The sequence below is a fragment of the Dongia sp. genome (genome assembly GCF_041906375.1).
GTDB lineage: Bacteria > Pseudomonadota > Alphaproteobacteria > Dongiales > Dongiaceae > Dongia.
The window spans coordinates 747,854-766,889 of sequence record NZ_JAYRJJ010000001.1 but is presented as its reverse complement, the minus strand read 5'-3'; the positions used below and the strand labels follow the sequence as shown (position 1 = coordinate 766,889).

16 protein-coding genes are annotated in these 19,036 nt (G+C 63.3%); 14 read left to right on the top strand and 2 right to left on the bottom strand.

Going from position 1 to position 19,036, the window contains the following annotated elements; genetic code table 11:
- Window positions 1-46: 46 nt before the first annotated feature.
- From ACE3OA_RS03500 to ACE3OA_RS03485, 4 genes are read left to right on the top strand one after another with little or no spacing between them, the layout of a single operon-like run.
- On the top strand, window positions 47-1,072 hold the full coding sequence (locus tag ACE3OA_RS03500) for an ABC transporter ATP-binding protein (protein ID WP_374307922.1): 1,026 nt from the start codon (window positions 47-49) through the stop codon (window positions 1,070-1,072).
- 13 nt (window positions 1,073-1,085) lie between these two features.
- Window positions 1,086-2,018, top strand: coding sequence for an ABC transporter permease (locus ACE3OA_RS03495; protein ID WP_374307920.1), 933 nt, complete (start codon window positions 1,086-1,088; stop codon window positions 2,016-2,018).
- Entirely contained in the window at window positions 2,008-2,844 is an 837-nt protein-coding gene (locus ACE3OA_RS03490; protein WP_374307918.1) for an ABC transporter permease, read from the top strand. Before ACE3OA_RS03495 ends, ACE3OA_RS03490 begins: the two co-directional genes overlap by 11 nt.
- Window positions 2,819-3,058, top strand: coding sequence for a cold-shock protein (locus ACE3OA_RS03485; protein ID WP_374307915.1), 240 nt, complete (start codon window positions 2,819-2,821; stop codon window positions 3,056-3,058). The genes ACE3OA_RS03490 and ACE3OA_RS03485 overlap by 26 nt, the downstream gene beginning before the upstream one ends.
- 213 nt (window positions 3,059-3,271) lie before the next feature.
- Here ACE3OA_RS03485 and ACE3OA_RS03480 read toward each other — a convergent pair whose 3' ends face one another.
- Entirely contained in the window at window positions 3,272-4,966 is a 1,695-nt protein-coding gene (locus ACE3OA_RS03480; protein ID WP_374307913.1) for an ABC transporter substrate-binding protein, read from the bottom strand.
- A 339-nt stretch (window positions 4,967-5,305) separates the two neighbouring features.
- On the opposite strand from ACE3OA_RS03480, the gene ribB reads away from it, so the two are divergent.
- From ribB to ACE3OA_RS03430, 10 genes are all read left to right on the top strand, one after another.
- Window positions 5,306-6,385 (top strand): 3,4-dihydroxy-2-butanone-4-phosphate synthase, encoded by a 1,080-nt coding sequence (ribB, locus tag ACE3OA_RS03475; RefSeq protein WP_374307911.1) that lies wholly within the window; start codon window positions 5,306-5,308, stop codon window positions 6,383-6,385.
- Window positions 6,382-7,146, top strand: coding sequence for an SDR family oxidoreductase (locus ACE3OA_RS03470; protein ID WP_374307908.1), 765 nt, complete (start codon window positions 6,382-6,384; stop codon window positions 7,144-7,146). The genes ribB and ACE3OA_RS03470 overlap by 4 nt, the downstream gene beginning before the upstream one ends.
- A 151-nt stretch (window positions 7,147-7,297) precedes the next feature.
- On the top strand, window positions 7,298-7,705 hold the full coding sequence (locus ACE3OA_RS03465; RefSeq protein ID WP_374307906.1) for a dihydroneopterin aldolase: 408 nt from the start codon (window positions 7,298-7,300) through the stop codon (window positions 7,703-7,705).
- A 475-nt stretch (window positions 7,706-8,180) separates the two neighbouring features.
- Window positions 8,181-10,142 (top strand): excinuclease ABC subunit UvrC, encoded by a 1,962-nt coding sequence (uvrC, locus tag ACE3OA_RS03460; protein WP_374307903.1) that lies wholly within the window; start codon window positions 8,181-8,183, stop codon window positions 10,140-10,142.
- A gap of 139 nt (window positions 10,143-10,281) precedes the next feature.
- A complete protein-coding gene (gene pgsA / locus ACE3OA_RS03455) occupies window positions 10,282-10,845 on the top strand; it encodes a CDP-diacylglycerol--glycerol-3-phosphate 3-phosphatidyltransferase (RefSeq protein WP_374307900.1) in 564 nt (187 codons plus the stop codon).
- A complete protein-coding gene (gene mobB / locus ACE3OA_RS03450) occupies window positions 10,846-11,358 on the top strand; it encodes a molybdopterin-guanine dinucleotide biosynthesis protein B (protein WP_374307898.1) in 513 nt (170 codons plus the stop codon).
- A gap of 1 nt (window position 11,359) precedes the next feature.
- A complete protein-coding gene (locus ACE3OA_RS03445) occupies window positions 11,360-11,761 on the top strand; it encodes a TfoX/Sxy family protein (RefSeq protein ID WP_374307896.1) in 402 nt (133 codons plus the stop codon).
- The gene (locus ACE3OA_RS03440; protein ID WP_374307893.1) at window positions 11,758-12,951 is read left to right on the top strand and encodes an MFS transporter; all 1,194 of its coding nucleotides are present in this window, start codon (window positions 11,758-11,760) and stop codon (window positions 12,949-12,951) included. The genes ACE3OA_RS03445 and ACE3OA_RS03440 overlap by 4 nt, the downstream gene beginning before the upstream one ends.
- A 58-nt stretch (window positions 12,952-13,009) precedes the next feature.
- Window positions 13,010-14,410: a class II fumarate hydratase gene (gene fumC / locus ACE3OA_RS03435; RefSeq protein ID WP_374307890.1), complete on the top strand. Its 1,401-nt coding sequence runs from the start codon at window positions 13,010-13,012 to the stop codon at window positions 14,408-14,410.
- A gap of 127 nt (window positions 14,411-14,537) precedes the next feature.
- Window positions 14,538-14,771 carry a ribbon-helix-helix domain-containing protein gene (locus tag ACE3OA_RS03430; protein ID WP_374307888.1) on the top strand — a complete coding sequence of 78 codons (234 nt, stop codon included), beginning with the start codon at window positions 14,538-14,540 and terminating at the stop codon, window positions 14,769-14,771.
- A gap of 6 nt (window positions 14,772-14,777) precedes the next feature.
- Here ACE3OA_RS03430 and ACE3OA_RS03425 read toward each other — a convergent pair whose 3' ends face one another.
- A complete protein-coding gene (locus ACE3OA_RS03425) occupies window positions 14,778-19,010 on the bottom strand; it encodes an AsmA family protein (RefSeq protein ID WP_374307886.1) in 4,233 nt (1,410 codons plus the stop codon).
- Window positions 19,011-19,036 lie beyond the last annotated feature (26 nt).

Genomic DNA, 19,036 nt, shown 5'->3' with positions numbered 1-19,036 from the left:
CAGCAATGATCCGCCCCAATTCTATATCAGCATTACGGATTTGATCATGACGTCAGGTACTGCCGCGGTTTCCTTCAACAGCGTTTCCCGCCATTTCGGCGCGGTAAAGGCCGTCGATGCCGTGAGCTTCGACATCAAGGACGGCGAATTCTTCGCCATGCTCGGCCCCTCGGGTTCGGGCAAAACCACGTGCCTGCGTCTCATCGCCGGTTTTGAACAGCCGACGGGCGGCCATGTCATCGTTCACGGCGCCGACATGAACGGTGTCCCGCCCTATGACCGCGACGTCAACACCGTGTTCCAGGATTACGCGCTCTTCCCGCATATGAGCGTGCTCGACAACGTCGCCTATGGCTTGATGATCCGCAAGGTGCCGACAGCCGAGCGCCGACGCCAGGCCGAGGAGATGCTGGAGATGGTGGCGTTGGGCGGTTTCGGCGGCAGGAAGCCGTCGCAGCTTTCCGGCGGCCAGCGCCAGCGCGTGGCCCTGGCCCGCGCGCTCGTCAATCACCCCAAGGTGCTGCTGCTCGACGAACCGCTGGGTGCCCTCGATTTGAAGCTCCGCGAGCAGATGCAGGTGGAACTCAAGGCCATCCAGCGCCGCGTCGGCATCACTTTCGTTTACGTCACCCACGACCAGGGCGAGGCGCTCTCCATGAGCGACCGCGTGGCGGTGTTCAACCAGGGCAAGATCGAGCAATTGGCGAGCCCGAACGAACTCTATGAAAGCCCGGCCACCACCTTCGTCGCCGGCTTCGTCGGTATTTCCAATCTGCTGGAAGGTGCCGCGGCAAGGGCCGTCAGCGGCAGCGAGAATGCCTGCTCGATCCGCCCGGAGAAGATCCATCTCGATCGCCCCGGCACCGCGGTGCCGGCCGATGCGATGAAGGTTACCGGCCGCATCAGCGCCATCCTCTACCTCGGCGCCAATACGCGCTACGACGTCGCCCTGGAAAGTGGTGCCGAAATCACCGTCGCCGTGCAGAATCGCGATGCGCATCTGGAGCCGAAGGAAGGCGAGACCGTGCAATTGTGGTGGGAAGCGCGCCACCTGATGCGCTTTGCGCGCTGAAGGGGATGCAGCCATGACCGCCGCCATCCGATCCCGTTCCTTGAGCAACAGGTTCTCGACTTTCCTCTATCGCCAGCCGCGATTGGTTCTCGTATTGCTGCTGGTGCCGCCGCTGCTCTGGCTCGGCATCATCTATCTGGGCTCGCTCTTCACCCTGCTGGCGCAGAGCTTCTTCTCAATCGACGATTTCACGGCACAAGTTGTCTATGAGCCGACGCTCGCGACCTATGCCCGGTTATTCACCGCGACCAATCTCAGCATCATCTATCGCACGGTGATGATGGCGGCGGTGGTGACCGTGATCTCCGGCGTGATCGCCTTTCCGCTCGCCTATTACATCGCCCGCTTCGCCAGCGGCCGCATGAAGGCGATCTTCTATGTCGCGGTCATGCTGCCGCTCTGGTCCAACTACCTGGTGCGCGTCTATGCCTGGAAGCTGATCCTGGCCAAGGAAGGCGCCATCCATTGGACGGTCAATGCGCTGGGCCTCGGCCCGGTCCTCGACTGGATCCTGACACAGCCGGTGGTCGAGGGTTCCTCGCTATCGACCTCCTATATCGGCACCACGCTGACCTTCGTCTATATCTGGCTGCCTTTCATGGTGCTGCCGATCCAGGCAGCCCTTGAACGCGTCCCGCGCTCGCTCATCGAAGCCTCGAGCGATCTGGGCGCCCGGCCGGGCGAAACCTTCCGCAAGGTCATCTTCCCGCTGGCCATTCCCGGCATTGCCGCAGGCTCGATCTTCACCTTCTCGCTGACGCTCGGCGACTACATCATTCCGCAGCTGATCGGCTCGTCGCGGCCCTTCATCGGCCAGGCCGTCTATCAGTTCCAGGGCACGGCCGGCGACATCCCCATGGCGGCCGCTTTCGCCATGGTGCCGATCGTGATCATGGCGGTCTACCTCGCCATCGCCAAACGCCTGGGAGCCTTCGATGCCCTCTAAGACGCAAATCGCGCCCGACCGCTCCAAGGGCGAAGCCGGCCTCGGCCTCAAGGCCGCCGCCTGGTTAGGCGTGCTTTATCTCAACCTGCCGATCCTCTTCATCGTGCTCTACGGCTTCACCACCGATGATGCCAGCTACACATTCCCGCCGCCGGGCCTGACGACCGAATGGTTCGCCGTCACCTGGGCACGAGCCGATTTCTGGCAGGCGCTGTGGCTGTCGGTCGAAGTGGCCCTCGCCTCAATGGCGATCGCCATCGTGCTTGGCACCTTTGCCGCCGCCGCAATGTACCGCTTCAAATTCTTCGGCAAGGAAGCCGTGACCCTGCTGATCCTGCTGCCCATCGCCCTCCCCGGCATCGTCACCGGCATCAGCCTGCGGTCGGCTTTCGCACTGGGCGATGTGCCGTTCAGCTATTTCACCATCGTGCTCGGCCACGCCACCTTCTGCATCGTCGTCGTCTACAACAACGCGATTGCCAGGCTGCGGCGCTCCTCGCCAGCCCTGATCGAGGCGTCGATGGATCTCGGCGCCGACACGTTCCAGACCTTCCGGCATGTCATCCTGCCGAACCTTGCCACGGCACTGCTGGCCGGCGGTATGCTGGCCTTCGCCTTGTCTTTCGACGAGATCATCGTCACCACCTTCACCGCCGGCCAGCAGGAGACGCTGCCCATCTGGATGTTCGGCGAGCTCAGCCGCCCGCGCCAACGCCCGGTCACAAATGTGGCGGCGATCTTCGTCATGATCATTACCTTCGTCCCGATCCTGGCCGCCTATTACCTCACGCGTGACACAGATGACGTCGCCGGCAGCGGAAAGTAGTTCAACCACCGGGACCGTGCTCTGGTTCAAGGCGCAGAAGGGCTATGGCTTCGTGAAGCCGGACGATGGCGGTGCCGACGTCTTCATCCATGTCGCCGAACTGGCGGCCTCCGGCCTCACGGATTTGGCCGAAGGCCAGCACATCCGCTTCCGTCGCGACACCCATGGCGACGGACGGTTCTTCGCGGTGGGGATAGAGTTGGTCGGCGAATAACCCCCTCTCCCTAACCCTCCCCCACGTTGGGGAGGGAACTTGAGCCAGCTTGAACGCAAATGACGCAGCGTACTCGGCGACTCTCCCTCCCCCAACGTGGGGGAGGGTCGGGGAGAGGGGGAGCCGCCAGCAGGCGCGACCCATCCAATTATCCCCCAATGAAAAACGGCCCGGGTTTCCCCGGGCCGTTCTTTGTTCCGAATGTGTCGGGCTTTACTTGTCCCACCACATCTTTTCGCAGAAGTAATACTCGGTCGGATGCGATTCATAGCCCTTCAGCTGCTTGTCGAAGGGCTGATAGCTCTGCCGCCACAGCGGCTGGACGATCGGGCCTTCTTCCTGCATCAGGTGCTCGATCTCCTTGATCACTTCCTTGCGCGCATTGATGTCGACGATGCCTTCCGCCTTGGTCAGCAATTCGTCGAACTTGGGGTTCTTGAAGTTGCTTTCGTTCCATGGCACGCCGCTGCGATAGGCAAGACCCAGCACCATGATGCCGAGCGGACGGTGCGTCCACACGGTGAAGCCGAACGGCACCTTGGTCCAGACATCCCAGTACTGGGCCGAGGGCAGCACGGTCAGCTTCACACGGATGCCCGCTTCAGCCCATTGCTGGACCATCGCCTGGCAAGCGGTCGGTTCCCAATCGGGATCCTTCTTGGCGTGAAGTTCGACGTCGATGCCATCCGGATAACCGGCATCGGCCAGAAGCTTCTTGGCGGCATCGAGATCGCGCGGCATCGGCATGTCGACGAATTCCGGATGGACCGGCGAGACATGGTGATGCTGGGCGGCCGTGCCGAGCTCGCCATAGGCGATCTTGGAAACGGCTTCGCAATCGATGGCCAGACGCATGGCTTTGCGCACGCGGGGATCATCGAACGGCTTCTCGTCGCAATGCATGCGAGCGACGGCCGTCTGCGCCGTATTGATCTTGTGGAGTTCGATATGCGGCAGCTTCTGGATGCTGGGATAGACCTTGATATCCGCATCATAGAGACCGTCGACCTGCTTAGAGGCCAGGGCCGCGAGCTTGGTCGCCGGATCGTCGCCGAGATCGATGAACTGCACCTCGTCGAGATAGGGACCTTCGCCCCAATACTCCTTGCGCGCCTTCAGGACGGCTTTCTTGCCGACTTCGATCTCGACCGGCTCGAAAGCACCGGTACCGATCGAGCCCACGCCCCATTTGCCTTCGTCCTTCGGATGCAGGATGAGGGCCGGGTAGTGGAACAGGTTTTCCGGCATGGCGAGGGTCGAGGCCTGACCGTTCAAACGGATCGTATGGTCGTCGACCTTCTCGATCGCGTTGGCATCCCACAGCTCGGTGGTCTTCTTCGGGTTGCCGGCCTCGTCCTTTTCGCCGGTCTCGACTTCTTTCAGCATGAAGCCCTGCAGGAGACCGAGCACCGACGAACCGACATTGGGGTCGATCCAGCGCTGGATGTTCCAGATGATGTGCTCGGCATTGAGCGCATCGCCATTCGACCACTTGATGTCCTTGCGGAGCTTAAGCGTCCAGGTCTTCAAATCTTCGCTCGGCTCCCAGGCTTCCAGGAGGATCGGCACGGTAACGCCATCGCCCTGGGTACGAGTCAGATAGTCGTTGGCCTGGCGCACCACGTTCGAGTCATAGACCCAGGAGAACGTGGCCGGGTTGTCGAGCGCCGGAACGCGCGCACCGATACGAAGCACGCCGCCCTTCTTGGGCTCCTGCGCGCGCGCCGATCCGATGAGGTCGCCACCCATCACCTTGCCGGCGATGGTGTAGGCAGTGGCGGCCGACATGCCGAGCAGCGTCGCGGTACGCAGGAAGTCACGGCGCCCGATGCGCCGCTGTTCCAGCTGCTCGACCAACCCGGGGATCTCCGGATGATAGCCGTCGCCTTTGCCAGATCTAAAAGTCATGTAAAACCTCCCTAGTGGAAAAACGTCCCTGTGAGGCTCGGGCCTTTTTGGTCCGCGCCTTTCGCATCAACCGCCGGTTATTATTCGGAACGCCCACCCTGGTTCGGTCCGCTTGAGTATGTTGGCGGTATCCCGTTAATCTTAGTTTCAACCAGTCTCGACCGAAAATCATTCCATCGTCAATCGTCCATGCAAAAATCGCATCATGACCTGAGCCTGAGTCATTGACGGTTTTGCGCCGATGGCTTGGACTGTATCGGCGCGGGCGTACTTGCGGCGTCGCCCGGGACGCGCTATTGCCCGATTAACTTCTCATTTTCCGCGCCAAGGGGCCTGCCTGTGACAACAAAGCTCGATAGGATTGAAGACGCCATCGCCGATATCGCGGCCGGGCGGCCGGTCATCGTGGTCGACGACGAGGACCGGGAGAATGAAGGCGACCTCATCATGGCCGCCTCCAAGGCCACACCTGAGTATGTCGCCTTTTTCATTCGCCATACGAGCGGCATCCTGTGCACCCCGCTGACCCGGGCGGATGCGCGCCGGCTGCACCTGTCGCCCATGGTGGCGGACAATGTTGCGCCGCACGCGACCGCCTTCACCGTCTCCATCGACTATGCCAAGGACCTCACCACCGGCATCTCGGCGCAGGAACGTTGCGCCTGTATCCGGGCGCTCGCCAACCCCAATGTGGCGGCCGAGGATTTCGTGCGCCCGGGCCACATTTTCCCCCTCATCGCCCGCGAAGGCGGCGTTCTCATCCGTTCCGGCCATACCGAGGCGGCGGTCGACATGTCGCGGCTGGCCGGCCTTCCTCCGGTCGGCCTCATCGCCGAGTTGGTCAATGATGACGGTACCGTGAAACGCCTGCCGGACATCCTGACCTTCGCCAAGGAACATAAGTTGCTGGTCGTCTCGATCGACGACCTCATCGCCTATCGCCAGCAGCGCGAATCCCTCATCACCCGGACATCCGAAGGACCGGTCGAGACGGCGATCGGTCCGGCCCAGGCCGTGGTCTATTCGACCGCCTTCGATGCGGCGCACCATATTGCGGTCATCTATGGCGACATCGGCGACGGTCGCGACATCGTCATCCGCCTGCAACAGGAAGAAGCGGTGACCGACGTCTTCGACCCCGATCGCAGCAGCGTGAAACGCGCGTTGAAGCAGATCAAGGCTGCCGGGCGCGGCATTCTCATCTATCTGCGCGAAGGTGCGGTCGGTGTTACACCTTCCATCCCCAGCGCCGGTGGCAGCGAGGCTTCGCGTCTCGAGCAATGGCGCGAAGTGGGCCTTGGCGCCCAGATCCTCAAGGATCTCGGTGTGAAATCGATCCGCGTCATCGCCACCAAGGAGCGGCAATATATGGGTCTCTCCGGCTTCGGCGTCGAAATCCTCGGCACGGAGCGGCTGTGACGGTGCCGCCAATCGCCTTCGTCACCGGCGGCGCCAAGCGCCTGGGGCGCGCCATCGCCTTGAAGCTGGCAGGTGACGGCTGGGATGTCGCCATCCATTGCCATAACTCGATCGACGAGGCGCAGGCCACGGCCGCGGAGATCCGCGCCCTTGGCCGGCGCAGCTTCGTGGCGCAGGCCGATCTCGGCAAGGAGTCCGAGGTCGAAAAGTTGATCCCGCTCATCAGCAAGGAATTCGGCACCCCGACCTGTCTGGTCAACAACGCCTCCGTCTTTGAGATGGACAAGATCGAGACGGCAACGCGGGAAAGCTGGGACCGGCATATCGAGACCAATCTCAGGGCGCCCTTCGTCCTGTCGCAGGCCTTCGCACGCCACCTGCCGGAAGGGGCTGGCGGCAACATCATCAATATGCTCGACCAGCGGGTCTGGAAGCTTACGCCCTATTTCATGTCCTATACGGTCGCCAAGATGGGCTTGTGGACACTGACCCGCACGATGGCGCTGGCCCTGGCGCCGCGAATCCGGGTCAACGCCATCGGCCCCGGCCCGACTTTGCCGAGCCCCCGTCAGACGCAGGAACATTTCGCCGCACAATCCGCGGCCATGCCGCTCGGCCACGGTGCGACACCCGATGAAATTGCCGCGACGGTTCTCTATATCTTGTCGTCGTCAGCCATGACGGGGCAAATGATAGCATTGGATGGCGGCGAGCATCTGGGCTGGCAGGTGCCGAACAAGGGTTTCCAGCCCAGGGAATAGCCGCCCTGTAAGGATAGCCAGGGGGGAGCCAACCCCCTATAATCGCGTTACTCATACGGGCCCCAGGGTGCGGCCCTCCCTTTCCCCCCATCGCCCCAGAGCGCGGCGATTGGTGCGGTGATCCAGTTAGGAAATTGGAGGTCCCGGGACCATGAATCCGTTGGAAAAAGTTACACCTTTGCCGAATGCCGCCCCCGTGCGCACCATGCGCGTCTTCATCCGCGACCTGATCCTGCCCTGCAGCATCGGCATCCACCAGCATGAGCGCCTGGCGCAGCAGCGCGTCCAGATCAATGTCGAACTGACCTGTGTCGAGCATCCGGCCATCAATGACGACGTGGATAATGTGGTCTGCTACGCCACGGCCGTCATGGGCATCAAGGCGGTCGTCGCGGACGGCCATATCAACCTGGTCGAGACCCTGGCTGACCGCATCGCCGATGTCTGCCTCAGCGACCACCGGGTCCTCACCGCCAAGGTCCGGATCGACAAGCTGGACGTCTTCAAGGAGGCCTACAGCGTCGGCGTGGAAATCGAGCGGACCCGGGTCGCCCGCTGACCCCTGCCGAGGGGTCCCCTGACACGTTATTTTAACCGCGTTGGAGCCAATAAATTCCTGACCGATTCACCAAAAGTTAAGCCTTTCAGGACTCTATCGGCCGATTCCTGAGCCAAGTTGTTCACATCGGAATCGGCGAGTCCGATGGGGCCGCGGGAGTCAAGACTGAATCCCATTCATGACCGACTTGTTGCAAGTACATCCATATAATCTCATTTAAATCAATGAGTTGGAGTTTTTGCCTAATTTTTGTGCAGAAACGTGGAATGCTTGATTCTGGGACCAGTCGGAGAAAGCTTCCGGCGATATCGACAGACTTATCCACAGAAATGGTGGATATCCCTGAAGTTACCGAAGCTGCCTAGCCATGGTAGTTTTTGCCGGGCAGGAATGGGTGCCGCAGAGGGGTCGGAAGCCGGCCTGTCAGCGACCCGTTTGGGCCCTCCATAATTCCTTTTGCGACAAGCCGATGCGCATGATTGACGATCCAGAACATCCACAGTCGGACGAGACGGATCTCGACGAATTCGAGACACCAACCGATGCCGCCCAGCGCCCCAAGGGCGTGGGCCGGCTTGCCCATGGCGTCTCGGTCATCAAGGCCAAGGTCCGTACCCTGCCCAATTCCCCCGGCTGCTATCGAATGATTTCGACGGCGGGCGAGGTCCTTTACGTCGGCAAAGCCAAGGATCTGAAGAAACGGGTCACGTCCTATACCCTGCCCAATCGGCAGGCAAACCGTATCCAGCGCATGATCGCCGAAACGGCGACCATGGAATTCATGACGACCCATACCGAGGTCGAGGCGCTGTTGCTGGAAGCCAATCTGATCAAGCGCTACCGCCCGCGCTTCAACGTGCTGCTGCGCGACGACAAGAGCTTCCCCTATATCCTGATCACCGCCGACCATGAGGCGCCGCAGATCACCAAGCATCGCGGCGCCCGGAACCGGCCCGGTCAGTATTTCGGTCCCTTCGCAAGTGCGGGCGCGGTCAACCGGACCATCGTTGCCCTGCAGCGCGCCTTCCTGCTGCGGCCCTGTTCGGATTCCATCTTCGCCAGCCGCACGCGCCCGTGCCTGCAGTATCAGATCAAGCGCTGCTCGGCGCCCTGCGTCGGTCGCATTTCCAAGGAGGCCTATGCCGATCTGGTCGAGGAGGCACGCGACTTCCTCACCGGCAAGAGCGACAAGGTCAAGCAGCGCCTGGGCGCCGAGATGCAGAAGGCCTCCGATGCACTGGAATTCGAGCATGCCGCCAAGCTGCGCGACCGCCTGCAGGCCTTCGCCCTCATCCAGAGCCGGCAGGACATCTATCTCGAAGGCGTCGAGGAAGCCGATATCGTCGCCGCCTATCATGAAAGCGGCCACACCTGCATCCAGGTCTTCTTCTTCAGAAACCACGGCAATTACGGCAACCGCGCCTATTTCCCGGCCCATGACAAGACCACGGAGCCGCCGGAGATCCTGGCCGCCTTCCTCGCCCAATTCTATGAGAACAAGACGCCGCCGCGCCTGATCCTCGTCAACGAGATGCCGGCAGAAATCGAGCTGCTGACCGAAGCGCTCTCCCTGCGCGCCGGTGCCAAGGTCGAAATCCTGGAGCCCAAGCGCGGCGACAAGAGAAAGCCTGTCGAGCATGCCATGGCCAACGCCAAGGAGGCACTCGCCCGGCGCATGGCGGAAAGCGCTTCCCAGGCCAAGCTGATGACCGGCATGGCCGAGATCTTCGACCTGGAGACGCCGCCCAAGCGCATCGAAGTCTACGACAACAGCCATATCTCCGGCACCAACGCCTATGGCTGCATGATCGTGGCCGGCCCCGACGGTTTCATGAAGAACCAGTATCGCAAGTTCAGCATCAAGCCCGCCAATGAGGAGGCCGGCGAAGCGCCGATCGAACCCGGCGACGATTACGCCATGATGCGCCAGGTGCTCACCCGCCGCTTCACGCGGGCGCTGAAGGAAGATCCCGACGACACGCATGCGAGCTGGCCCGATCTCGTCCTCATCGACGGCGGCCAGGGACAGCTCAGCGTGACGCTGGAGGTCTTTGCCGAACTTGGCATCGACGATGTCGCCGTGGCGTCGATCGCCAAAGGCCCGGACCGCAATGCCGGGCGCGAACGCTTCTTCATGCCGGGGCGCGAACCCTTCAGTCTCGATCCCAAGCATCCGGTGCTCTATTACCTGCAGCGCTTGCGTGACGAGGCGCACCGCTTTGCCATCGGCACGCACCGCGCGAAACGCTCGGCCGACATTGCTAAATCGCCGCTCGACGAAGTGGCCGGCATCGGCGCCAAGCGCAAGAAGGCCCTGTTGATGCATTTCGGTTCGGCCCGGGCCGTGGCGCAGGCGGGCTTGACCGACCTTGCCTCCGTCCCCGGCATTTCGGAAACGGTGGCCAAAGTCATCTACGACCATTTCCACCCCAATTGATGGAGTATCGATGGCGGGATCACCTTTTCGCGATGCAGCGAAACGGCGCAGCCGCACCCTGTGACACGGGAAGGTGTTCCTGCTATCGTCCGGCCGGAAACCTATAGCTTTTCTCCGTCTATTCCGCCCGAAAGCCGCCATGCCGAACATTGCCAATATCCTGACCCTGTCGCGGATCGCCGCCATTCCGCTCATCACCGCCCTGCTCTTCTTCGAGCAGCCGGTATTCCGCTGGACGGCCCTGGTGCTTTACGCCATCGCCTGCATCACCGATTTCTTTGATGGCTATATCGCCCGCCGCATGGACCAGGTTTCGGCTCTGGGCCGCTTCCTGGACCCGATCGCCGACAAGCTGGTGGTGGGCGCCATTCTCATGGCGATGACGGCGACGCAGCAGATCAGCGGGTGGTCGGTGCTGCCGGCCCTTATCATCATGTGCCGCGAAATCATGGTCTCGGGCCTGCGCGAATATCTGGCGACCATCAAGATCGGCGTGCCGGTCTCGATGCTAGCGAAATGGAAGACGACGGTGCAGATGGTGGCGCTGGGCTTTCTCATCGTCGGCGCGGCGGGTCCGGACTGGCTGCCGGTGACGCTCATCGGCGACGTGCTGCTGTGGATCGCCGCGGTGCTGACCGTCATGACCGGTTACGATTACCTGCGCGTCGGCATTAAGCACATGGCAGACGGGCAGTCGATCTAGATGCGCATCCTGGGCATTGCCGGATGGAGCGGCGCCGGCAAGACAACCTTGCTCGCCAAGCTCATTCCCGAACTCACGGCGCGGGGCCTGCGCGTTTCCACCATGAAGCACGCGCATCACGTCTTTGACGTAGACACACCGGGCAAGGATTCATACGTCCACCGCGAAGCGGGTGCCACAGAAGTGATGGTATCATCCGGCAAACGCTGGGCCTTGATGCATGAGCTGCGCGATACCCCCGAGCCGGATGTGGCGGAACTCATCCGCCACATGAGTCCGGTTGATCTGCTGCTGATCGAGGGCTTCAAGCAGGAACCGCATGACAAGCTCGAAATCTATCGCAGCGCCAACGGCAAGCCGTTGCTTTCGGCCACGGATCCCACCTATGTCGCGGTCCTGAGCGACGGGCCGGTTGCCGAGACCAAGCTGCCGGTGATTGACCTCAACGATGTAACCGCCATCGCTGATTTCGTGCTGACGCATTGCCGTTTAAACCTGCCGCAGGTCGGCTGACATGTCGAAAGCCGCCGAAAACAAGCTTGTCGCCGCCTTGGGTGCCAAGCTGGCCCCGCTCGGCCCCTTCAGGGCGCGGCCTATGTTCGGTGGCTTTGGTCTTTACATCGATGGGATGATCTTCGGCCTGATGGCTTGGGACCAGGTGTTCCTCAAGGTCGATGACAAAAACCGCCCCGCCTGCGAAGCTGCCGGAAGCGAGCCGTTCCGCTATGCGACCGCCCGCGGCGAGACGACCATCGCCAGCTATTGGCGCTGCCCGGAAAAGATCCTGCGCGATGCGGGCAAACTCCAGGTGTGGGCGGCGGAAGCGCTTGCCGCCAGCAAGCGCGCCCAGAAGGCGAAGCCGGTACGCCGGAAGAGCGTCGGCAAACCGGCCCGGTCCCGCAACCCCTTCCTATGAGCCGGCCCGCCGCTTTGCGCCTGGGCCTCGCCATGTGCGCGGCACTCCTGGCCAACATGGCGGGTTTCAGCGTCTTTGCAGCTCTCCTCCCCACCCTGCAGGCGGCGTGGCACCTCAGCAATACCGAAGCCGGCATCATCGAAGGTGCCTTCCTGGTCGGCTATCTCGCCAGCGTTCCCTTCCTGGTCGCCATGACCGATCGGCGCGATGCCCGCTATATCTATCTCTTCAGCACGCTGGTGGCGGTGATCGGCAATCTGGGCACGGCCCTGCTCGGCGATGGTATCGTCAGCGGCAGCGTCACGCGTTTCCTCGCCGGCATGGGGCTTGCCGGCACCTTCATGCCCGGATTGAAGCTTCTCACCGAACGGGTGAGCGGGATCGCCGGGAACCGCGCCATCGCCTTCTACATGGCGACCTTCGGCCTGGGTGCCAGCCTTTCCACGATCCTGGCCGGCATGGTCGGGCACCGCTTCGGCTGGCAGGCGCCGTTTTACGTCGCCGCCGGATTGGGCCTGCTCGCCATCCCGCTCGTCTTCGGCAATGTCGAGAGAGTCGCCAGAAGCACGCATGGTGCGCAACCTTTGTGGCGGCGCCTGTTGCTGGCCTGGCGCAACCAGACGGCGCGCGGCTACTCGCTCGCTTATGCGCTCCACATGTGGGAACTCTACGGCTTCCGCTCCTGGCTCATCGCCTTTCTGGTGATGGCCTCGACCGGCAGCCTCGCCGCTTCGGCCGATACCAGCCTCACCAGTTGGGGCGGCCTCGTGCTCGCGCTGGGCCTGCCGGCCAGCGTCATCGGTAACGAAATCGCCCTGCGCATCGGCCGGCGGCGCTGGCTCGTCTTCATCATGCCGGCCTCGGCCCTTCTCAGCCTGATGATCGGCTGGAGCATCGCCTGGCCCTTCGCCGCCGTGCTCGGGCTCCTCGCGCTTTATACGGTCACGGTCAGCGCCGACAGTGCCACGTTGACCGCCGGCGCCGTCGAGAGCGCGCCGCCCGAAGCCAAGGGCGCCACCATGGCGCTGCATACCCTGCTGGGCTTCGCCGGCGCCTCCCTGGGACCACTTGCCGCAGGCGCCATCCTGGACCTGTTCGGCGCCGACACGCGCCTGGGCTGGATAATCGCCTTTTCGGCCATGGGAATCGTTGCCGGGTTCGGCCCGATCTTCCTCCGGCGCCCTTCCTAAGCCTCCCGAAAATCGCTAGAACGGGCCCATCACCGTTCATTTCCTTGGGAGACCAGTTATGGCGAAGAAGCCGGCAACGCGTATTGAATCCGATTCCATGGGCCAGATCGAAGTGCCGGCCGACAAGCTGTGGGGCGCCCAGACCCAGCGCAGCTTGCAGAACTTCAAGATCGGCGGCCAGCGCATGCCAGTGGGCGTCATCCGCGCCTTCGGCACGCTGAAGCAGGCAGCCGCGCTGGCGAACATGAAGCTCGGCAAGCTCGACAAGAAGCTCGGCAAGGCGATTGTCGTGGCGGCGGGCGAAGTGGCCGACGGTGCCCTCGACGATCATTTCCCCCTGGTCGTCTGGCAGACCGGCTCCGGCACGCAGACCAACATGAACGTCAACGAAGTGCTGGCCAACCGCGCCAACGAGCTGCTGGGCGGCAAGCGTGGCGACAAGAAGCCGATCCATCCCAACGATCAGGTCAATTACGGCCAGTCGTCGAATGACAGCTTCCCGACCGCGATGCATATCGCCGCTGTCCATCAGATCGCCAATGACGTCGTGCCGGCGCTCGACCATCTTGCTGACGCCTTGGAAAAAAAGGCCAAGGAATTTGCCAAGATCATCAAGATCGGCCGCACCCATCTGCAGGACGCGACGCCGGTGACGCTCGGCCAGGAATTCTCGGCCTACGCCGCACAGATCCGCTTCGGCATCGACCGCATCATGGCGACGGCGCCACGCCTCCTCTCCGTCCCGCAGGGCGGCACGGCGGTCGGCACCGGCCTCAACGCCGCCAAGGGCTTCGACAAGGCCTTCGCCGACGAGCTCGCCAAGCTGACGGGGCAGAAATACAAGACGGCCGCCAACAAGTTCGAGGGCATGGCCGCCCATGACGTCTTCGTCGAAATTTCCGGCGTCTACAACGTCATCGCCGTCTCGCTGATGAAGATCGCCAACGACATCCGCCTGCTGGGCTCCGGCCCGCGTTCGGGCCTCGCTGAGATCAACCTGCCGGAAAACGAGCCGGGCTCTTCCATCATGCCGGGCAAGGTCAACCCGACCCAGGCCGAAGCCATGACGATGGTCTGCGCCCAGATCATGGGCAACAATGTCGCCGTCACCGTCTCCGGTTCCAACGGCCATCTCGAGCTCAACGTGTTCAAGCCGGTCATCATCCACAACGTGCTGCAATCCGGCCAGCTCATCGCCGATGCGGCGGTGAGCTTCACAGACAATTGCGTGGCCGGCATCACGCCCAATCTGCCGCGCATCAAGCAGTCGCTGGAACAATCGCTCATGCTGGTGACGGCGCTCAACACCCATATCGGCTATGACAACGCCGCGAAGGTGGCAAAGAAGGCGCATAAGGAAGGCACCAGCCTCAAGGAAGCGGCCCTCGCCCTGGGACTTCTCACCGCCGAGCAATTCGACAAATGGGTCCGCCCGCAGGACATGCTCGGGCCGAAGTGAAGCCCGAGACCGGCAACTCCCCCTCACCCCGGCCCTCTCCCGCAAGGGGAGAGGGAGTTTCTAACGAGCACGCATACAAAGCCCCGCTCCCCTTGCGGGAGAGGGGTTGGGGTGAGGGGGACTTAGATTGACCTCTCCCACCGCGCTCAGGAAACGCTCCGTCAATGTCGCCGGACACAGCACGTCGGTGACGCTTGAGCACGCATTCTGGGATGCGCTGAAGGAAATCGCCATGGCGCGGAAAAGCTCCGTGGCCGCCCTCATCGCCGACATAGATCGGGCGCGCGGGGATGATCCCGGCGCGCCCAATCTTTCCAGTGCCATCCGCGTCTTCGTGCTGACAAACCGGAAGGCGGACTAACGGCCGTTATTGCGCCGGCGGCGTGGCGCCGGGCTCGGCCTCACTCGTCGCCGGCGGCAGCAACTGCTCCGGTGCCGGTTCGGCAGGAACCGCTTCCGCCGGTGCTGCTTCAGCAGGTGCTGCTTCGGCGGGTGCCGCCTCGGCTGGCGCTGCTTCGGCGGGTACCGCCTCAGCCGGTGCCGCACCCGGTTCCACTGCAGGCGCTTCCTCGGCCGGCGCAGGCGCCGCCTCGGCTGGTGCTGCTTCCGCCGGTGCTGCTTCCGCCGGCGCCGCGGCCCCAGGCTCCACCGCCGGAGCGACTTCAGCAGGGGCGGCTTCAGCAGGAGCGGCTTCAGCCGGTGCAACCTCTGCCGGCACCGCTGCGCCCGGTTCGATCACGGCACCCGGCTCGACCGCAGCCGGTGCGGCCGCATCCTTTTTCTTCTTCTTGCCCCCCAACAGATCGCCCACGCCCGGGACCTGTTCGAGGAGGCCACCGGCCGGTGCCGTTGCGGCCCCCGGTTCACCTGTGGTGCCCGTCGTTCCCGTAACACCACCAAGGCCGGGAATAGCACCGATCCCAGGCAGGTTGAGGCCGGGCACAAGGCTGCCTGCGGCACCCGCAGCGCCAGCCGCCCCGTTGCCGGAGAAGGCCGGCGTCGGGCTATTCACCGGACCGGTCAGGTTGATGCTCATGAAGGCCTGCTCCGCCTGCTGGCCGAAAAGATCGACCAGCATGTTGAGCGCCCAGGCGCCGAGATCGACCTGGCCCTTGGCCGTGCCGCGCGCTTTCGGGTTGGCGAAGGCAAAGTCCTGCGTATCGAGGACACCCTGGGCGATGTTGAAGGTGCCGGAGAGCTGGTTATCGACCCCCATATAGGAACCGATCACGCCATTGATGCTGTCGGCGATACCCTTCACCTGCTTCACCTTCTGACCCAGCACGCCGAGCAGGGCGGAACCTACCGTCTGCTCGACCTTGCCGATGATCATCATGGTGCCGCCAAGATCGCCCTTGCCGGTGAGCGAGCGCACGATCGCCGCCTGGCTTTCGCCGGCACCGGTGAGATCGAGGTTGAGCGAGAGCGGACCTTTCAGCTGATTGCCGGCAATGCCGCCGCCCAGCAATTGACCGATCTGGATCTTGTCGACGGCCACTTTGGCGGCAATCTGCGGCGTGGTGCGCGCATCGACCGATGTGCCGGAGAGGTTGAAGGCGCCGCCATAGATGTTGCCGGTCAGCGTGCTGATGTTGAGGACACCGTCCTTCACCGTCAGCTTGGCGACGATGTTGTCGATGCGCTGGTCGGGCAGGATCAATGAATCGGCCTTGAAATCCACATCGGCGTCCTGGCCCTTGAGGGCCGAGAGGTCGAGCGGTTCGTTGGACCAGGGCGCGCCGCCGCTGGAGCCGGCCGGCGCCGAGGCCTTCTTGGCCCCGCCGCTGCCCATGAAGGGCACCAGATTGACCGTGCCGCCCGAGAGGTTCGCCTTGATCATCGGCTTGGCGCCCGTAGCGTCGTAATCGGCTTCGCCGGCGAGGCTGGAATCGCCCCATTTAAAATCGAGGCCGGAGACAGAGGCCTTCTGCGTCGTGCCGCTGGCCTTGGCCTGGAGGGCCAATGGCCCGGCCTTGGTGCCGGAACTCGGCATGTCGGCCAGCGCCAGCAGTTGGGTGAATTCCGGATGGCTCGCCTGCAGGCTGAGATCGAAGGCCATCGGCTCGGCCTTGGCCTTGATATTGCCGGCGAGCTTGGCCGTGGCACCTGCGGCCTGCAGTCCGAGGTCGAGGTTGAGATCGTCGGCCCCGCCCTTCAGCGAACCCTTGGCGGCCAGTGCGCCCATCGCCTGAGCCTTCGGACCGGCAAGGCCCGCAAGCTGCAGCAGGGGCGCCGGCCGGTCGGCACGGAGATCGAGCGTGGTGTCGACCGAGGGTGTCCCGGAGATGCCGATGATCTTACCGGACAGCTTGCCCGCGCCGCCGATACCCGACAGCAACAGGTCGACGTCATAGGCCAGATCGTCGGTACCGCTCTGCGCTGTCCCTTTGAAGCTGACGGCACCCAGATTGTCGGCCGCCTTCAACTGGGTCGACTTGTCGCCCTCGCCGCCGCTCATCGCGACCAGCGGCGCCAGCTTGTCGATCTGGATGTCGAAAGTCGAATTGATGCGCGGGATACCGCCGGCGAGCAGGCCCGCAGCGCCGCCCTTGGCGGTGCCGTTGAGGCCGATGCCGGTCATCTTCATGGCGACGTCATAGGAAACGTCATCGCCGCCGCCTGAGGCCTTGCCCTTGAGATCGAGCGCACCCAGCTTGCCGGCCGGTGCGGTACCTGCCATCTGCGCCAGCTTGTTGGCGTCCTTCGCCGTCACGTCGAAATCGAGATCGAAGCGTGGATTGCCTTTCAGTTCGACAATCTGGCCTTTGATGGCGCCTTTGCCACCCATCAGATCGCCAACCGAGAGGTCTTCGATGGTGAGCACACCACCGGCCAGGCCCACTAGCGCATGCAGCTTTTTGATCTGCTGCTCATTCATCGTCAGGGCGCCGGCGCGCAGTTCAATATTGGCGTCGAGATCGCCCAGCGGCGCCAGGGCCTTCAAGGGATTGCCGCCGATATCGGCCGGCTTGTCGGTGGTGGCAGCCGGTGCCGCTTCGGCCGCCTTCTTCGGCATATAGCCGTCGAGATTCATCTGGTCGACCGAGAGGCCGACACCGAAGGCCATGCGCTGGCGCTGCTTGCCGTCCGGCAGCGCCACGGTGATGCCGCCGGCGATCTTGGTGGCGTCGAGCTTGGCGGCAAGGTCGGAGAGCGCCACCTGCGTCGGCGTGAAGGTGACACGGCTGTTGAGGGCGAAGGCGCGCAGCCGGTCGCCCGGCACGCTGTCGACGGCCCCCTTGGCGAAGGCATCAATGAGGGCGCGCAGATTGCCGGCATTGAGATCGAGTCCGCCGGCAAAGGCCGGCTGACCGTTCTGCGCCTCCAAGGTGCCGCCGAGTTTCACTTTGGCGGCACCGGGCAATTGCGCGGAAAGTTCGCTGAGGTTGAGCTTGGCATCGGCCAAGGCCGCCACCAGCTTCACCTGGTCGATGGCATTGCCCTGATAGACCACCTGATCGACGGTCACTTTGGCATTGGCGTTGATGCCTGCAGGCAGCGAGAAGCTGCCGGGGGCGGCTGGTTCGGTCGAGGCCGCCGGCGCGCTTTCGGCGGGCTGCGCCGCACCGACCGGCATCAGCTTGTCGAGATCGAGACGGCCGATGGCAAGATCGGCATCGACCGTCGTCATCTCGCCCATCTTGGCAGCGACCGAGCCCTTGGCATTCATGTCGCCGAGGCTCGCCGTGAAATTCTTGAGATCGGCGGCGCTCTTGCCGGCGACGACATCACCGTCGAGGGCGAAGGGCTGGGCCAACGGCCCTTCGGCGGCTTTGCCGCCGGAAAGCACGGCCATCAGCTTGGCAACCGAGTCACCCTTGCCGGTGAGCTTGCCGGTGACGATCGGCTGATCCGCCGTTTCGGCGGCCTTGAGGTCGGCACTGCCCGAGAAGCCGATCGTGGCGCCGGCATCTTCGATCTTCAAGGTGAGGTTGATCGGCATCGGTTGCGCCGGATCGAGACGGCCCACGGCGACGTCGAAGCCCAACGGCATGCCGATCGCCGTCACTCCACCTGTCGCCTTGAACGGCCCCTGCAGGCTATCAAGCGACAGGTCGACATTGAGATTCTCGACGCGCTGCTCGCTTGCGGTGGCGAGATCGCGATAGACCAGCGTGCCGTCGGTGATGCTGGCGCCTTCGATGGAAAGATCGAAATTGCTGCTGCCACCCTCGGCGCCCGTCGCCGGTGCCGCCGCGCTTGCATCGGCTGCTGGTGCTATTTCCCAATTGCCTTTGCCGTCCGACAGTTTTTCCAGAATGATCGTCGGCTTAACCAGTTCGATGCTCTTGATCTCCGCCTTGCCGGAGAGCAGCGGCATCAAGGCCACCTTTACCTTGACCTTGTCGATCTCGGCCATGTTGGCAGCCGACCCTTCGGCAGCGTTGCCGAACTTGATGCCCTCGACTGAGACCGATGGGATCGGCAGCAGCGAAAGCGAGATGTCGCCATCGATGACGAGATCGCGGCCGGTGGCCTCCTTGGCCTTCTCGGCGATGAGCCCCTTATAGCTGTTGAGGTCGATGAAGAACGGTGCGACCAGGGCCAAGACGATGATGACGGCAAGAATGCCGCCGCCGATCTTCAGCGCTTTCTTCATGAGGGCTCTCCCGATCATTGGCGCCC

Coding starts and splice junctions, on each gene's coding strand:
- ACE3OA_RS03500 (WP_374307922.1), top strand. CDS start 47: ATGACGTCAGGTACTGCCGCGGTTTCCTTCAACAGCGTTTCCCGCCAT.
- ACE3OA_RS03495 (WP_374307920.1), top strand. CDS start 1,086: ATGACCGCCGCCATCCGATCCCGTTCCTTGAGCAACAGGTTCTCGACT.
- ACE3OA_RS03490 (WP_374307918.1), top strand. CDS start 2,008: ATGCCCTCTAAGACGCAAATCGCGCCCGACCGCTCCAAGGGCGAAGCC.
- ACE3OA_RS03485 (WP_374307915.1), top strand. CDS start 2,819: ATGACGTCGCCGGCAGCGGAAAGTAGTTCAACCACCGGGACCGTGCTC.
- ACE3OA_RS03480 (WP_374307913.1), bottom strand. CDS start 4,966: ATGACTTTTAGATCTGGCAAAGGCGACGGCTATCATCCGGAGATCCCC.
- ACE3OA_RS03465 (WP_374307906.1), top strand. CDS start 7,298: ATGAATCCGTTGGAAAAAGTTACACCTTTGCCGAATGCCGCCCCCGTG.
- uvrC (WP_374307903.1), top strand. CDS start 8,181: ATGATTGACGATCCAGAACATCCACAGTCGGACGAGACGGATCTCGAC.
- pgsA (WP_374307900.1), top strand. CDS start 10,282: ATGCCGAACATTGCCAATATCCTGACCCTGTCGCGGATCGCCGCCATT.
- mobB (WP_374307898.1), top strand. CDS start 10,846: ATGCGCATCCTGGGCATTGCCGGATGGAGCGGCGCCGGCAAGACAACC.
- ACE3OA_RS03445 (WP_374307896.1), top strand. CDS start 11,360: ATGTCGAAAGCCGCCGAAAACAAGCTTGTCGCCGCCTTGGGTGCCAAG.
- ACE3OA_RS03440 (WP_374307893.1), top strand. CDS start 11,758: ATGAGCCGGCCCGCCGCTTTGCGCCTGGGCCTCGCCATGTGCGCGGCA.
- fumC (WP_374307890.1), top strand. CDS start 13,010: ATGGCGAAGAAGCCGGCAACGCGTATTGAATCCGATTCCATGGGCCAG.
- ACE3OA_RS03425 (WP_374307886.1), bottom strand. CDS start 19,010: ATGAAGAAAGCGCTGAAGATCGGCGGCGGCATTCTTGCCGTCATCATC.